We start from the raw sequence: 15410 nt of genomic DNA on the forward strand, positions 1-15410 counted from the left end.
GACCACCCCCAAATGAGGGTCTTGTCATTTTTGTTGGTGGACGCCTGTTTCAAATCGGGATGCGAAGGATCCAATCCCAAGCTCTTCTGTTGGCGTAGAAGGGGACACCCGACACAGGGAATCGGGATCCATCTTTGGAGAGGTGGTGCGTTGTCGGCAGAAGAAGATCTGCCAATGCTCTCTTCGGGAGCCTTCGCGCGCGGCACAACGATGTCGATGCACGATTGGGAGAGCATTCGGCATTCACCGATGGTAGCGGCGACTTGCGCGCATGAGCGTCTTGCGCGCGTCACGCTGGACGACGTCGACCGATCGACCGCCGCATCTTCCGACGACGTCGGTCTTATCATCCGCCACTTCGCGAGAAGCCTGGGCGCCGACGCTTGGGCGTTGACCAGCGTACCGGACCAGGGAGAGACGCATTGCCTTGCAGCCGAGGGGCTGGACGAGGCCGCTCAGGCCGCGCTGCTACGCTTTGCGGAGCAGATCGAACCCCGGATCGGCCATCACGCGCCCGTGCCGATCTGGTTCGAACGCCAGCCCGTGTCCCCCGCCACGACGACGCTGGTGATCCCGGTCCAGCGGACGCCCGGCCATGCCAGCACGTTCGTCAACCTTGTCTTCGGTCAACCGAACGAGGAGCAGCGGCGCGAGGTCGAGATTGCGTGCCTGCGCGACTGGCCAAGCGTCGCGGCCTATATGCGCCTGTGGCAGTTCATGCGGTTGGCGCAGCGTCGGTCGAGCGGGGTGGAGGCGGGGCTGAACCTCGTCGCGATCGGTATCGTGCTGTTGTCGGGTGACGGCCATATCGCCTTCGCCAACGATACCGCGCGCCTGCTGATGGATCGACAGGACGGCATCCGCGAACATCGCGGCCAGGTGCAGGCGACCGACCGGAGCGACGCGGCGACATTGCTGACGGCGATCCAATATGTCCTTTCGCAAAATGGCGTCGCGAAGGCGGGCGACCGGATGCCGCTTCTGATGCTGCGGCGCGAGCATGGCCCGCCCCTGGTCACGTCGTTCGTGCGTGCGCCTCGCTCCGACCTCGACGACGGGGACGGCGCGCTGCTCTTCTTCGTCGACCCCGGCCTCGACATTCACCAGCTCGCGGAACCGGTGTGCAAGCTCTTTCGGCTGTCGCGCGTGGAAACCGAATTGGCGTGCCTGCTGGCGTCGGGGCAGACGCTGGCGACCGCGGCCCAGTCGCTCCACGTCAAGCTGGGCACCGCGCGCGGCTATCTCAAACAGGTGTTCGTGAAGACCGGTAGCAATCGCCAGGTCGATCTTGTGCGGTTGATCTTCAGCAATCTGGTGCGTACCTCGATGAGCGAGCGGCCCAAAAAGCGATAATGCCGGCCGCACAGCAGGGCACCTCCGTCCAGGCCAAGGACGTCGGCGTTCGGCATTTCAAGCGCGACGTCACACTGCTATACAAAGGAGAGAGAGGGCATGAACCGCGAACTCAGCGTCGAACGACATATCGAGGCACCCGTCGCCACCGTATGGACGACGATGATCGATCGCTTCGACGATTGGTTCTGCCCCCGCCCCTGGCGTGCCGCGACGCGAGAGATCGAATGGCGACCCGGCGGCCGCAGCCTGGTGGTGATGCACGGACCCAATGGCGAGGAAATGCCGAATGAAGGCATCATCCTCGACTTCCAGCCCGAACGCCGCTTCGTCTTTACGGACGCGTTCACGGGCGACTGGCAGCCGAGCGGCCCGTTCCTGGTCGGGCTGTTCGCGATCGTGGAGGACGGCGCGGGCACCCGCTTCACGGCGACCGCCCGGCACTGGACCGACGAGGCGCTGGAGCAGCACCGGGCGATGGGCTTCGAGGGCGGCTGGGGCGCGATGGCCGACCAGCTCAAGACGCTTGCCGAAGGCGGAACGCTGTGAGCGACGAACGCCGGGGACCATTCTACCATTTGGTCCGAAGCGTCAGGCCATAGGTTCGGGGTCGCCGAGCGTCCCGGTGATGGCATCGGCATTGTTGGCGGCGAGTGACAGGTAATAGGTCGCGTCGGTCAGGTTGCGACCCCGGAATTGTATGTCATAGCGGCCATCCGCCGACCGGATCCCGAACCGGATATTGAGCAGCGCATAGCCCGGAATGCCCGAATAGCGGCTGAGGCTGGCGGTACTGTTGGTCGTGGAGCGATAGCTGTTAGCGGATCCCAGATAGGCTTCGTGATCCTCGCCCGACGTCCTGCGCAGCGTCGTGCGAACCTCTCCCCCGGCCGAGACGGCCCAGCGCGAGACGCCCGGCAGCCGCTGGCCGCTCAGATCGCACAGGGTTCGCCCCGTGACCTCGATGGGGCACGGCCCATTCGCATAGGAAATGTACCGCGCATCGTCATAGGTGCCCGATCCATAGAGCGTCAGCCAGCGTGTCGGGGCCGCTCGCACATCAGCCTCGACCCCGCGGGTACGAACCTTGGCCGCGTTGGTGAAGAAGCTGACGCCGTTGCGCTCCACGTCGACGATCGTCGTCTGATAGTCCTTCACATCGGTCCAGAAGGCCGCGACATTGGCGGTGATGCGTCGCGCTGGTGGCGCTGGACGAGGGGCGCGGACTGGCGTCATCCCTGTGGACCCGGCAGCGACCTGGCCGGCCGTGCCGACGAACCCGTCGAGTGGGCGTTCGATCGTCGAATATCGGCAAGCCGACCGCGTCGGCCCGTCATCGCCTCCGCCAAACGACGCTCTCCACGCCGCCGCCTTACCGCCTCGGCGCGGCGCTCAGACCATGCCGAGGATCCGCTGCAACGCGGCCTGGAAGTGATAGCCCAGCGCCGCCTCCGCCGCCGCCGGATCGCGCGCCAGACAGGCGTCGAGCACGTCGAGATGCTCGCGGATGGTGCGGATCATGCGCGGCGTCGTCGCGGTCAGGTCGAGGCGGATGACCGCGACATAGTTTTTCAGCCGCCGTGCCGTCGTCTCGATCATCGGATTGCGCAGCGCCGCGATCATGCTGCTGTGGAAGCGCTGTTCCAGTTGCTCGATCTCGTCGGCGGCACGCTCGTCCGCCTGCCCCGACTCCAGCCGCTCGAGGAGCGCGCGGTGATCGGCGATCAGCCTGGTGATCTCGGCGGTGTCGGCGGTTTCCGCAAAGGCGCGTGCCGCGGAGCGCTCGATGATCGACCGGAACTGATAGGTGGAACGCGCCAGCTCCAGATCGGCCTTGAGAAACTCGATGCCGGACCGGGCATGGATCTTCAGGATGCCCTCCGTCTCCAGCACGCGGAGCGCGTCGCGAAGCGGCTGGATCGGCAGGTCGAGCAACTGCATCAACTCGCTCTGCGAAATGAACGACCCCGCCGAAATCCGCCGGTCGAACAGGCCTTCCAGGATTCGGCGATAGGCCATCTCGCCCAGGCGGCGGCCGGACTCGACCGGTTCGTCGACCTTGGTGATCCGGGTACGTGGACGTTTGACGGAAACGGGCTCTTTCATGACCTTCGCTCCTACCGCTTTGCGACGGCCGCCGCCACCGGCTCCGAGCGGCTGAGAATTCCCCGGCTGGCTCATTTCGCCTCGTCCGCCCTGGGACCGGACGCATCGATCACCGCACGCGCCGCCGCGGGCCACTGACCGGGCGGCACCTTCACATTGTCGATCAGCCGGTTGTCCATATAGGCGTCCCATGATCCGTTCAGGCGGCCGCCGTCATACCAGTTGCCCGTCGCCACATTGTCCAGCGTGGTGCGATGCGGGCGATAGCTGTCCATCGTGTTCGCGTTCAGCCAGACGCCGACGCCCTGGATGACATTCTGGCGGACGGTGACGTAGCGCGATCCCTCGTCCAGATAGAGGCCGATGCCGCCGGGCACGTCATAGACAAAATTCTCGGCGATCAGCGCGCCCGGATCGGCCGAGAGGTGATAGATCGCCCCGCCATCGGCGAACCACTGCTTGACCTTGTGCACGCGGTTGCCCTGCACCACCGTATCGCGCAGGATCGTGGGCGTATCGTACACGATATTGCCCGGCTGGTCGTAATAGCCGCGCGTCCGGGTGCGATAGGCGCCGCTGCCGCCCGGATCGTTGACGCCCCAGCCCCAACCGATGTCGATCCCGTCATAGGGTGCGTCGGACACGTCGTTATGCATGACCACCGTACCCGCCGCATAGGTGACGAGGATCGCGGCCTGTTCCTTATAGTCCTGCGACACGGTTTCGATGCGATTGTCGGCGATGACGACATTGCGCACGCCCATCTCAGGCCGAGGCGGATGATGCGCATCGGGCAGGATGCCGCCGACCATGATCGCCCCGCCCGCGAGCTGGCCGAAGCGGCTGCGGCGCACCTCGACGCCCGCCGCACCGTAGCCGATGCCGCTGTCATTGGCTTCCGGATTGTTGCCGATGCCCAGCGCGACCTGCCCCAGCTGCGTGAACTCGGCCCGGTCGAACGTCACGCGCACCGCCGCCGCGACCTGCACCGCGGCGGGTTGCTGGCGCCAGCGATTGCGCATCGTCTCGAACGCCCAGCAGCCCCAGCTACAATCGCGGATGGGATCCTCCGGGAAGCCGGGGATCAGCCCGGCGAGGTAGGAACCGCTCTGCTGGCTGGCGTAACCCTCCGCGCTGGAGGGGGCGAGCCAGCTTGTGTGGCGGAACGCAAGACCATCGAAACCCAGATCGGTCACCGGCCGGTCATAGCTGCCCGCGATCGACACGAGCGACTCCAGCCGGGGCAGCACGACGGCGATCCGGGCCATGTCCTCACCGGCCATCGGCTTGTAATAGAGCTTTCCCGCCGCCGGATCGACGAACCACTGCCCCCCGTCACGCAGGAAGGCGAGCGAATTGACCAGGAACAGCCGCCCCTTGTCCCCCGCCAGCGTCTTGGCCAGCGTGTCGTATCCGATCAGGTTGTTGCGCCAGCCGGGCTGCTGCATCCGGATCGTATCGCCGTCGATCCGGTCGACGACGGCGCGGCGATCGGTGAAGAACCCGGTCTGCTCGACCTCGATACGCGACTGGTCGGGCAGGCTTGCCAGGAAGCGCCAGGCGGGATCGACGATCGTCATGCCCGTTGCGGTGAAGGCGACGGCCTTGCGGGGGATCGCGACATGCGCCCTCTGCGCCATGCGGCCCGCCACCCAGAGCTGGCGCGGGTCGAGGCCACGCGGCACATCGGCGACCCAGATATCGCGCGCGCGGTCGGCCAGCGTCCAGCCACCGACCGGCATACCTCCCGAAAGCACGGGATGCGCACCCGCCGCCGCCGTCCAGCGGACGACATGCCCGCCCTGCCCGCCATCCGCCGCCGTGAAGCGCAGCGGCGCCGTCAGGGTATAGACGCCGTCCGCCAGTTCGACGGTGACGTCATGGACGCCGTTGAGCCGCCGCACCGCCTGCTGCGCGCGCTCCGGCGTGCGAAAGGGATGCGCCGCCGATCCGTCGCCCGCATCGTCCCCCTGCGGCGACACGCGCAGCACGACCGGAATGGCGGCGGATGGCACCGGCAGCGAGATGGCGCTGAACGACTCGTGCGAATTGGGAACGCCGCCTGCCTGAGCCGAGGGGATGACGGGCGCGGGGGGCAGTTGCTGCGCCGCCGTGGCCGGGTGGACGAACAGCAGAGCCAGGCCCGCTCCGATCAAGCGTGATGTCATTCCGTATCTCCCGCGGAAAAGGCGTAAAGATGCTGCGCACGGGCGGCGGACAGCATGAATCGGGTCTCACCTAAGCCGTGCCAATCGGCCGCCGATCGACGCCATGTCATCGTACCGACCGGATCGGCAGGACGAGGAACGACCCGACGAGGACGAAGACGCCCGACACGATGAACAGCACCGTATAATTGTTGCCCGTCGCCGACAGCAGCGCGGCGGCCATGACCGGGCTGAGGATCTGCGGCACGTTGACGGCGGTGGTCAGGATGCCCAGGTCCTTGCCGGTCGCATCCTCCTCGCCCGGCCTGGGCTTGGGCAGGACCTGCGTCATCAGCGCCAGGTCGACCGACATGAACGCGCCGTAGCCCAGTCCGATCAGCACCGCATAGGCGAACATGCCATGCGCCGTCGGCACGATCAGCGGCATCGCCACCGCCGCCGCCATGATGAGGCTGGCGAGGAAGACGAGAGGCTTGCGCCGCCCCAGGCGATCGGACAGCACGCCCGAGCCCAGTCCGGATACGACCAGCGCGACGAAGGTGACGATCGACATGCTCGCGATCATCTGGTTCGCGCGCCCCTGGCTCATCCCGATATGATCCTGGAGGATGTAGAGCAGATAGGTCAGGATCGCCTGATAGCCCATATAGATGCAAAAGCGGCCCAGGAACGCCCAGGCGAAGTCGGGATAGGCGCGCGGCGATATCCAGAAGCCCTTCAGGAACGCGCCCAGCTTCAGCGGCGTCGATGGCGGCAGCGCGACCTGCGGCTCCGGATTGACGAGCACGAACGCCAGGCACACGACGATGATCGCGGTGCCGACGATGCCATAGGCCAGCGGGATCTGGCTGGCCAGCGTACCGGCGAAGAAGGTGCCGAACGACACGCCCGCCGTCATCGCGCCGCCGACGACGCCCGAGGCGAGTCCCCGCTCCTCGGGCGGAAAGCGATCGGCGACCAGCGTCGTGATCGCGGGCTGCATCGCGTTGAGCGTGACCACGGACACAAGCCAGATCGCGGTTATCCCCACCAGCCCGCCGCCATGGGGGGTCAGGATGATCGCGACGCCGCCGATGGTCGCGCCGACGACGATCCACGGCGTCCTGCGTCCGAAGCGGCTGCGCGTCCGATCCGACAGTGCGCCCGCGATCGGCGTCGTCAACGTGCTGAACACCGACGTGATCGCGTAGATGATGCCCAGCGTCTTCGCCTTGCCCGCGGGATCAATATTCTGGATCTGGTTGGGCAACAGCACGCCAAGGCAGGATGCGTAGAGGGTGAGCAGCGTGAAGAACACGAGGCCCAGCGACACCAGCAGCACCCATTTGCGTCGCCCGGTGACGTAATGGCGCGCCGCCGCACCATCGGTCGCGGCCGCCAGCACGGCGGCGGGTTCCTCCAGCGACGGCGTCAACCCGACGCTCATGCCGGGCGCTCCCAGCCGGGCGCGGGCGGCAGCGCATCCTCATCGAGCGGCTCGGGCGTATGGTGGGTCGATCGCACCGCCTCGCTCAATCGCAGGCCGTGACCCGGCCGGTCATGCCCCCGGATCAGGCCGTCCCGGATCACATAGGGTTCCTCGACCAGATGCTCGAAATTCTGGAAGCTGTATTCCAGCCACCGCACGCCGGGTAGCGCCAGTGCCATGTTGACGCCGATCTCCAGGAAGCTGTTCCCGAACGTCACCTCGACATTGTGCTCGCCCGCCAGCCAGCCCGCACGCATCACGTCGCTGACCTGGCCATGGACGTTCAGCATGTCGCAGGCATCGGCCTGGAGCAGCTTGCGCTTGCCCGACAGGTCCAGATACTCGCCGCTGTTGACGCGGGTGTCCGGACAGGCGAGCCGCAGCCGACGAAGCCCGTCGAAATCGTCGCGCGGGATCGGATCCTCGATCCAGTAGATGCGGTGCCCGGCACGCTCGAACATTGCCAGCGCGGCCCGCGTCTCGGCGGCCGTCCAGGCTTCGTTGGCGTCGATCATCACCGGTCTGCCGTCATCGCCCGTCGCCTTGCGCAGCAGGTCCAGTCGATGCAGGTCGCGCGCGATGTCGGGGTGGCCGACCTTGATCTTGTATCCGCGATAGCCCGCATCGGCGGCGCGGCCGAACAACTCGGTAAAGTCGTGGTCCGACAGATGGAAGTCGAGACCGCTGGCATAGACCGGGACGGTGTCGCGCTGTGCCCCGAGCAGTCGCCAGAGCGGCAGGCCGCTACTCTGCGAAAACAGATCCCATACCGCGTGCTGGATCGCCTCCTCGAACGGGACGAGCATCTTGCGGACATTGCCGCCGCGCGGTCGCCCGACGCGCAGCGCCAAGGCCCCGGCCTCCTGCCCCTCCAGCATCGGGAAGACCTCCTGCCCGAAGGCCCAGTCGATCGTCGCCTCGGGCAGCAGGGGCTGAAACAGGACCTGCGCGAACCCCAGGCCGACGCGCCCCGCCTCGTCGATCAGTTCCAGGGCGACGATGTTCGCCTGGGTCGTACCGACCTGCGAATCCCCGACTTTCCGGTCGCGACGAAATTGAAGACGGGTCACGCGATAGCCCGCGATCCTGTTGGCCGTCATTCCCCCTCCTGAAATATCATCGTCGCCGTCCGCTCGATTGGCGAAACGGATCAACGTGTTGGACAGCCCATTCTTGCGGCGACACGCGCCCCGCCGTCAATCATAAAAATGTGCAAAACATTTTCTGAAATATCAGATCAACTTTTTGATTTGACTATTAGCGCCGGTGAAACCTAGGTTGCACGTCAAGCCGACGATCGAATCGACCGCGGTTACAAAAGGAGGGGATATGAAAAAGGCTCATTGGTTATGTGCCGTGGCGAGCATCGCCTTGCCCGGCAGCCTCGCGGCACAGACCACTCCCACCGCCTCGGTCCAGACGCCACCCGACGTCCAGACCGGCGAAGGCGCGACTGCCGGTGATCCCAGCAGCGGCGACATCATCGTCACCGGCATTCGTGCGAGCCTGAAATCCTCCGAAGCGATCAAGCGTAACTCGACGATGATCGTCGATGCGGTGTCGGCCGAGGATGTCGGCAAGTTCCCCGACGTCAACATCGCCGACTCGTTGCAGCGCGTGACCGGTGTCGCCATCGATCGCAGCGGCGGCGAAGGCCAGTTCATCACCGTTCGCGGCCTGGGTCCGCAGTTCAACACCGTGCTGGTCAACGGCCGCATCATGGCGACCGACAATCCGGGCCGCGAATTCTCGTTCGACGTGCTGTCGCCGAACATGATCCAGCGCACCGAGATCTACAAGAGCACCGTGCCGCAGCTCCAGGAAGGCGGCATCGGCGCGACCGTCAACATCATCACCGCCAAGCCGCTGGATGGAAAGACCGGCGCGCACCTCACCGTCTCGGCGGGCGGCATGTATGACACGCTCGCCAAGAAGACGAGCCCGGACTTTTCCGGCACCGCCTCCTTCGCCAACACGGACAAGACGATCGGCCTGGTCGTCGCGGCCTCCTATACCAAGCGCTACAGCGCGTTCGACCAGTTCGCGATCCATGGCTGGCTGCCCGGGGTGCAGGGCCTGATCGCGGGGACACCCAGCTCGGCGGGTCTGACCCCGGCGTCGCTCGTCAACAGCGCCGCCAATATCTACACGCCGCGCGACTCGGCCTTCTACCATTATGACGAAAGCCGCGAGCGGCTGAACGTCTCGTCCACCTTCCAGGCCAAGCTCGGCGACCGGCTGCTGCTGACCGTCGATGGACTCTATTCCAAGTTCAACGTGATGAGTAACGGCCACTATTTCGGCCCGTTCTTCACCCCCCGCTTCATCGGGCTGACCACGAACAGCAACGGCACCGTCGTCGGCTTCAACCGACCCGGCACCCAGTTTCTCGCGAACAATCCGGCACTGACCGATCCGGCACTGGGCGACCAGCGCGTGACCGTGTCGCAGAACGACAATGCGTCGACCTATGGCAACCGTTTCACCAATTCCTACCAGATCGGCAGCAATCTGAAGTGGAGCGTCACCGACAATCTGGACCTCAAGTTCGACGCCTCGACCACCCAGGCCAAGAACCGGACGCCCGGCGCCTTCATCGTCGTCGGCGCGCTGGCGCAGAGCGCGCCGCGCTACGACCTGCTGCCCGGCGTGACCATGCCGATCATCAGCAACCTGGGCAACGTGACCGACCCGTCGCTGATGCGCGCGCATTACAGCTCGGTCGGCGAAGGCCATGTCCGCGACCAGGGCAGCGAATTCCATTTCGACGGCGATTATCGCAACGACGATAACGGCCCGGTCAAATCGATCCTGTTCGGCATGGCCTATAACCAGCGGCACAAGACGCAGACCACGGCCGACAATTCGGACACGGTCTGCACCTATTGCGGCTATGACATACCCATCCCTGCCAACTTGCTGTCGCCCTATACGCTGAACAACTACCTGCCCAAGATCTCGGGCAGCGACCGGGCCCCGGTCAACTTCCTGACCTTCGATCCCGCCGCCGTGCTCGCCTATCTGTCACAGCCGTCCGTACTCGCACTGGCGCGCCAGGGCCGGACCTCGGCGGAACAGGCGGCGGTGGCGGCGCAGCAGCTCGCGCTGCCCGGCGGACCGTTCGGGCTCCGCGACCGGCCGGCCCAGTTGCTCGACGTGGTCGAGAAGGTCTGGGCGGGCTATATCAATGTCGGGCTGGGCGGCCCGCGCTGGTCGGGCAATGTCGGCTTCCGCGTGACCGACACCTCGGTCGTCTCGAGCGGCTTTTCGCAACCGATCCTGGGAATCTTCGTGAACCCCGGCGACGACAATCTGAACATTCCGCTGGGCAGTCCGGTCGCGGTCAATGTGCGCAATCATTACCGCAACTTCCTGCCCTCGGCGAACGTCAAATATGATCTGAACAGCCGGATGGTGCTGCGCGGTGCCTTCTCGCAGACGATCACGCGGCCGACGCTGACCGATCTGGGCGTCAACAATTTCTACAATGGCCGCGTCACCGCCGCCGTATCGGGCGGCGGCAATCCGACGCTGCGCCCGTTCAAGTCGACCAATTACGACCTGTCCTATGAATTCTACATCTCGGATGTCAGCTATATCAGCGTCGCGGGCTTCTATAAGGATTTCTCCGACTTCCTCGAGCAGCAGACGCTGCCGGTGCAGATCGGCAACTACACCTTCCAGGACACGCGCACCCGCAACGGCGCGACCGGATCGGTCGCGGGCGTCGAAGTCGGCGCGCAGCTGACCGCCGACCGGATCGCCTCGGGCTTCATCGGCGGTTTCGGTATCGCGGGCAACTACACCTATGTCAGCGACACCGCCAAGCGCGCGGCGAACACCAACAGCAGTTGCGGCTATAACGGCCTGTCGCCCCACTCGGCGAACGGCAGCCTCTTCTACCAGAAATACGGCATCCAGGCGCGTGCGTCGTACAACTGGCGCTCGTCCTTCCTGCGAACCTGCTTCAGCGACTATGGCCAGCCGGAGAATCGTCGCGCCTACGGCCAGCTCGACTTCAGCGCGTCCTACGACATCACGCCCGCGTTCCAGATCTATGTGCAGGGGGTCAATCTGACCAACTCCTACACCTTCGATTATTCGGTCCTCGAAGAACGGGTGAAGAACATCCAGAATTTCGGCACGCGCTTCAATTTCGGTGTCCGCGCCTCGTTCTGATCCCCCTTCTCCACCTCCCCCTCTGGCCCGGTGATCCGTCACCGGGCCAATTTTTCATGCAGCGCGGCCGGGAGGCTTCAGACGGCGGGCGACGCGTCCGCCTTCTCCGAAGCATCCGCCCCGACCGGCTCGGCCCCGGGCAACCGCGATTGGACGAAGGCGATGCTCGCACCGTGCAGCCGGACCGCCGTCAGCACCCCGGTCGCGTAGACGCCGGTGTCGATGCCGATCCGATGGTCGGTGACCTGCGGCGTGTCCGACGTCCAGCTATGCCCGTGGACGACGACCTTTTCGAACGTATGGTCGGACGACAGGAACTCGTCGCCGATCCACAGACAGTCCTGCTCGTCCTGCCGCGCGAGTGCGACGCCGGGCCGCAGTCCGGCATGGACGAAGACATAGTCGCCGCAACTGATCCGGACCGGCAAGCCGCGCAGGAACTCCAGATGCGCGGCGGGCATCGCGTCGAGCAGCCGGTCCCGCAGCCGGAAGCAATCCTCGTCCGCCGCCGCAACGACGCCATAGGAGGCCAGCGTGCGCGCGCCGTCCCGGTTCAGCCAGGGCAAGGCGCGATCGGGGGTCTCCAGAAATTCGAGGAACATCGCCTCGTGATTGCCGCGCAGGAACACGACCTCGACCGGCGCCTGGCGCGCCATCCAGACCAGGGCCGCGAGGACCTTGAGCGATTCCGGACCTCGATCGACATAGTCGCCGCAGAACACGATCGAAACGGGCTGCTCGTTCCTCAGCTTGGCGATGTCCGCGACGATCGCCCGGATCAGCGCCGTGAGTTGGGCATAGCAGCCGTGAATGTCCCCGACCGCATAGATGACGCGCCCCTCGGTCGAGGTCGCGCGCGCGGACGGTGGACAGTCCGGGCCCCATTGCACCATGGCCAGGGGTGTGGGTTCGGTGGCGGCGACGGTCACTGACCCGGCCCCCGCCGCAGATCGTCGAGCGCGTCCGCCAGTTGCTCATAGCGGCGGATCGTGCCGTCCGGGTCGTCCTCCGCCCTGTTGCGCGCCTTTCGCCAGCTTCGCCCGATCTCGGTCAGCTCGCGGCTGGACACGCCATCCTGTCGGGCCCGTTCATAGGCGCGGCGCAGGCGACCATCGGCGGTCAGGACATCCTGATAGATGCACTGATCGCGCAGGCTTCCCGGCGCGCAATCGGAGGCGTTGCCACTTGCGCGTCGCTGGCGGCGTTGGCGCGGGGCGGCATCGACCGCGCCGCGATACGATGCCGCGCGCGGGCTGGTCGTGGTGGCCGTGCGTGCGTCGAGGGTATCGCCATAGAAAGGCTCCGACGCCGCTCGGCCCTCACGCGGCAAACCGGCGCGATCCGCGGCCGCAAGCTCGGTCATCGTCTGTCCGCCGGTTCCCACCCCACTCGGCACCGCGCCGGGCGCTGCCATCCTGTCGGTGGCGGCGGGCGGCGGCGCGATCGAGGGTCGCGCCGGTGATGTCGCCGGGGCTACCGCCTTGGATGGGGCGGTGGGCACGCGCCACGCGTCGCCGACATAGTTGAAGCTCAGCGCCGCTCCTCCAACCGCGAGGACGACCGGCACGCCGAACGCCGCCCAGCGAAGCCCCCGGCGCCGATGCCCGCCGCGATCCGCCTCAGTGGCCGAGAGCGCCGCGGCGGCCCGCCCTGCGATCGGCCGGAACAGCCGGTCCATATCCGCTGCCACCGCCTGGGCCTGCATATTGATCGCCATGGCAAATCATCCTTCCCCGTCGGCCTATTGCCAGGCGACACTGTATTCCCGCTGAACCACCCGCGCCAAGATGCATCGTCATCCGCCACCGCCTGCCCGACCGCGCCAGCAGCCACGATGCTAAGCGCCTGTTCCTACCCGGAGAGTCGTGGAAATCCGCCATTGCGTGGGGATCGACCGTGAACCCATCTCTTTCCCGAGCGGTCGATCTGGTCTCGTGCGAACGCCAGTGCTGAAATGACGGCTCCGAGAAATATTCGAACGGGTATCTCACGTTTCGTTCCTCGCAATCTGAGCATCAGGGCGTTCCGCCCGGCACCTCCGGCCCACCGTCGTAGAGCATCGAGCGATCTTCGGAATGGGATATCGCCGCCTATATCGGCGGGGCATTCGTATCGCGCTGCGGTAGTCCGCTTGCGTGCCCGTCCGGATAACTCGCATCGCCCGGCGCAGGCGTCGGCAATGCGCTCGGCCAGAGGGGTTGGCGAACGGTCGACAATCGCGTCGGCGTGGCGTTGGACCTGTCCGCCAGGATCGATGGACAGGCGGCCGGTGCCTGAATCGGCCTGCGCCAGACGGCTGGGCATCGGCGTCTGTGCCTTGCACATAGCGATGCCATGCGGGAGGGGGGCCAAGAGCGCCCCCCTCCCCGTCGCGACATCAAGCGACCACGCCCTCCCCCGCGACGATCAGCGCGACGCCGATCGGGTGGCGGGCGCGGTCGGGCAGCGTCACCTCCAGCGCCTGGCCGGTCCGCCTGAAGGCCAAGGGGGTGTTGTCGCCCTGCATCGTCACACGACGGACCTGACCCGGCATCGTGGGGTTGCCGCTGCCCAGCAACGTCATGCGGACCACCCCGTCCTCCGGCCAGCCGAGCACCAGCGCATGGAGGTTGCCGTTACGGGTGACGTAGCGCACGTCCTTCGCGGTATAGGCCGATTTGGGGCCGCCTTCCGAGAACAGGCCGGAATTGGCCTTGGTCGGGCCTTCGCCGTGAATCTTCCAGGGACGGCTGCCATAGATGGCCTCGCCGTTGCGCCCCATCCAGTCGGCGATCTCCTCGACCACCTTCTCTTCCTTGTCGTCGATCGTCCCGTCGCCGCGCATCGGCACCGACAGCATCAGGTTGCCGTTCTTCGATACGACGTCGCACAGCGTGTGAAGCACATTGGCCGCCGACTTGTACCCGTCATTCCTGTACGTCTCGGCATCGTAATGCCAGCCGCCGATGCAGGTGTCGGTCTGCCACGGGAAGCGCTCGATATAATTCTTCCCGCCGCGCTCGACATCGTCGACGATACCCATCCGCCGCTGCGGCGGGGTCATCTTGCCCGTCACCACCGCGTCGAGCTTGCCGCCGTTCCACTGCATCGACTGGTTGTAGAACCAGGACGTGAACTCCAGCCCGTATTTCTCGAGCGGCAGGTCGAAATTGTCGAAATAGACCATGTCGGGCTTGTATTTTTGGACCAGGTCCTTGGCGCGGAGCAGCCAGTTGCTGGCGAAATTGGTGCCCGCCGGAACGCCTTCGTTCCACATCAGGTCGGTGGCGTCGTGCCAGGCATTGGCTTCCTCGAGCGTGCGGATGCCGTCGGGCATCGGCATGTGACGGCCGACATAGAGCTGCTGCGGGTCCAGCCCCTCCCACCACTGTCCGCGCCCCTGGGCGGCGGTCAGCTTCCAGGCGTCGTAGCGCTCGCCCGCGCGCCTGCCAGTCGGGTCATAGCCATAGGCGGGCTGGTTCCAGTGCCAGGCATGTGCCGAATGGTTCGATACGGCGAAGCGCAGCCCGCGCTCGCGCGCCGCCTTCTCCCAGGTGCCGACGATATCCTTTCGCGGTCCGACGCACATCGTGTTCCAGGGGTGGTATTGCGAGTCATAGGCGTCGAGATTGTCGTGATGGTTGGCCAGCGCCATGAAATAGCGCGCGCCCGCCTTCTTGTAGAGGTCGAGCAGCCGACCGGGATCCCAGCGATCGGCCTTCCACATGTTCTGGATCTGCATGAACCCGACATCGGCGGGATGACCATAATGTTTCAGATGATGGTCATAGGCGCGATTGCCGGGCAGATACATGTTGCGGGCATACCAGTCGCCAGCCTCGGGCACGCATTGCGCTGTCCAATGCGCCCACATGCCGAACTTGGCATCGCGAAACCAGTCGGGCGCGCTGTATCCGGCGGTCAGCGATTCCCAGTCGGGGGTGAAACGAGCGGGCGGCGGGACCTTCAGTGCACGTCCTGCGCCCATTTGCTGGGGCGCGGTCGCAGCGACCGCGACGGCCGGGGCGAGTGCCGTCGCCGCCACGGTTCCGCCGATCATCTCGCGTCGCGTCGCCTTCATGTCCGACTCTCCCGATCCGGACGGCCGGTGCGCGCCATGTCGGCCCCGCGCCTCTCGCTCCGCCCTGTTCTCATCT

At 66.0% G+C, this 15410-nt stretch carries 11 protein-coding genes; 3 read left to right on the forward strand and 8 right to left on the reverse strand.

All coding sequences use genetic code 11. From position 1 onward, the window contains the following. Positions 1 to 249 precede the first annotated feature (249 nt). Positions 250 to 1353 carry a helix-turn-helix transcriptional regulator gene (locus LRP66_RS09565; protein WP_230482269.1) on the forward strand — a complete coding sequence of 368 codons (1104 nt, stop codon included), beginning with the start codon at positions 250 to 252 and terminating at the stop codon, positions 1351 to 1353. 99 nt (positions 1354 to 1452) lie between these two features. Then, positions 1453 to 1902, forward strand: coding sequence for an SRPBCC domain-containing protein (locus LRP66_RS09570; protein WP_230482270.1), 450 nt, complete (start codon positions 1453 to 1455; stop codon positions 1900 to 1902). A 42-nt stretch (positions 1903 to 1944) separates the two neighbouring features. Here LRP66_RS09570 and LRP66_RS09575 read toward each other — a convergent pair whose 3' ends face one another. The 5 genes from LRP66_RS09575 to LRP66_RS09595 all read right to left on the reverse strand — a co-directional run bounded on the left by LRP66_RS09575 (position 1945) and on the right by LRP66_RS09595 (position 8195). After that, the gene (locus tag LRP66_RS09575; protein WP_230482271.1) at positions 1945 to 2589 is read right to left on the reverse strand and encodes a TonB-dependent receptor domain-containing protein; all 645 of its coding nucleotides are present in this window, start codon (positions 2587 to 2589) and stop codon (positions 1945 to 1947) included. A 156-nt stretch (positions 2590 to 2745) separates the two neighbouring features. Then, a complete protein-coding gene (locus LRP66_RS09580) occupies positions 2746 to 3459 on the reverse strand; it encodes a GntR family transcriptional regulator (RefSeq protein WP_230482272.1) in 714 nt (237 codons plus the stop codon). A gap of 71 nt (positions 3460 to 3530) precedes the next feature. Beyond that, positions 3531 to 5627 (reverse strand): right-handed parallel beta-helix repeat-containing protein, encoded by a 2097-nt coding sequence (locus tag LRP66_RS09585; RefSeq protein ID WP_230482273.1) that lies wholly within the window; start codon positions 5625 to 5627, stop codon positions 3531 to 3533. A gap of 106 nt (positions 5628 to 5733) precedes the next feature. Beyond that, the gene (locus LRP66_RS09590) at positions 5734 to 7053 is read right to left on the reverse strand and encodes an MFS transporter (RefSeq protein WP_230482274.1); all 1320 of its coding nucleotides are present in this window, start codon (positions 7051 to 7053) and stop codon (positions 5734 to 5736) included. Beyond that, positions 7050 to 8195 carry a mandelate racemase/muconate lactonizing enzyme family protein gene (locus tag LRP66_RS09595; RefSeq protein ID WP_230482275.1) on the reverse strand — a complete coding sequence of 382 codons (1146 nt, stop codon included), beginning with the start codon at positions 8193 to 8195 and terminating at the stop codon, positions 7050 to 7052. Before LRP66_RS09595 ends, LRP66_RS09590 begins: the two co-directional genes overlap by 4 nt. A 229-nt stretch (positions 8196 to 8424) precedes the next feature. On the opposite strand from LRP66_RS09595, the gene LRP66_RS09600 reads away from it, so the two are divergent. Continuing rightward, positions 8425 to 11274: a TonB-dependent receptor gene (locus tag LRP66_RS09600; protein ID WP_230482276.1), complete on the forward strand. Its 2850-nt coding sequence runs from the start codon at positions 8425 to 8427 to the stop codon at positions 11272 to 11274. A gap of 77 nt (positions 11275 to 11351) precedes the next feature. Here LRP66_RS09600 and LRP66_RS09605 read toward each other — a convergent pair whose 3' ends face one another. From LRP66_RS09605 to LRP66_RS09615, 3 genes are all read right to left on the reverse strand, one after another. After that, positions 11352 to 12203 carry a metallophosphoesterase family protein gene (locus LRP66_RS09605; RefSeq protein WP_230482277.1) on the reverse strand — a complete coding sequence of 284 codons (852 nt, stop codon included), beginning with the start codon at positions 12201 to 12203 and terminating at the stop codon, positions 11352 to 11354. Next, positions 12200 to 12991, reverse strand: coding sequence for a hypothetical protein (locus LRP66_RS09610; RefSeq protein ID WP_230482278.1), 792 nt, complete (start codon positions 12989 to 12991; stop codon positions 12200 to 12202). The genes LRP66_RS09605 and LRP66_RS09610 overlap by 4 nt, the downstream gene beginning before the upstream one ends. 660 nt (positions 12992 to 13651) lie before the next feature. Then, positions 13652 to 15334: an alpha-L-fucosidase gene (locus LRP66_RS09615; protein ID WP_230482279.1), complete on the reverse strand. Its 1683-nt coding sequence runs from the start codon at positions 15332 to 15334 to the stop codon at positions 13652 to 13654. Between the last annotated feature and the right edge of the window lie 76 nt (positions 15335 to 15410).

It is taken from the genome of Sphingomonas sp. Leaf21 (genome assembly GCF_916858675.1).
Lineage (GTDB): Bacteria > Pseudomonadota > Alphaproteobacteria > Sphingomonadales > Sphingomonadaceae > Sphingomonas.

Bases quoted from the DNA above. Each gene is read 5' to 3' on its own strand.
- LRP66_RS09565 (WP_230482269.1), top strand. From the start codon at position 250: ATGGTAGCGGCGACTTGCGCGCATGAGCGTCTTGCGCGCGTCACGCTG.
- LRP66_RS09570 (WP_230482270.1), top strand. From the start codon at position 1,453: ATGAACCGCGAACTCAGCGTCGAACGACATATCGAGGCACCCGTCGCC.
- LRP66_RS09575 (WP_230482271.1), bottom strand. From the start codon at position 2,589: ATGACGCCAGTCCGCGCCCCTCGTCCAGCGCCACCAGCGCGACGCATC.
- LRP66_RS09580 (WP_230482272.1), bottom strand. From the start codon at position 3,459: ATGAAAGAGCCCGTTTCCGTCAAACGTCCACGTACCCGGATCACCAAG.
- LRP66_RS09585 (WP_230482273.1), bottom strand. From the start codon at position 5,627: ATGACATCACGCTTGATCGGAGCGGGCCTGGCTCTGCTGTTCGTCCAC.
- LRP66_RS09590 (WP_230482274.1), bottom strand. From the start codon at position 7,053: ATGAGCGTCGGGTTGACGCCGTCGCTGGAGGAACCCGCCGCCGTGCTG.
- LRP66_RS09595 (WP_230482275.1), bottom strand. From the start codon at position 8,195: ATGACGGCCAACAGGATCGCGGGCTATCGCGTGACCCGTCTTCAATTT.
- LRP66_RS09600 (WP_230482276.1), top strand. From the start codon at position 8,425: ATGAAAAAGGCTCATTGGTTATGTGCCGTGGCGAGCATCGCCTTGCCC.
- LRP66_RS09610 (WP_230482278.1), bottom strand. From the start codon at position 12,991: ATGGCGATCAATATGCAGGCCCAGGCGGTGGCAGCGGATATGGACCGG.
- LRP66_RS09615 (WP_230482279.1), bottom strand. From the start codon at position 15,334: ATGAAGGCGACGCGACGCGAGATGATCGGCGGAACCGTGGCGGCGACG.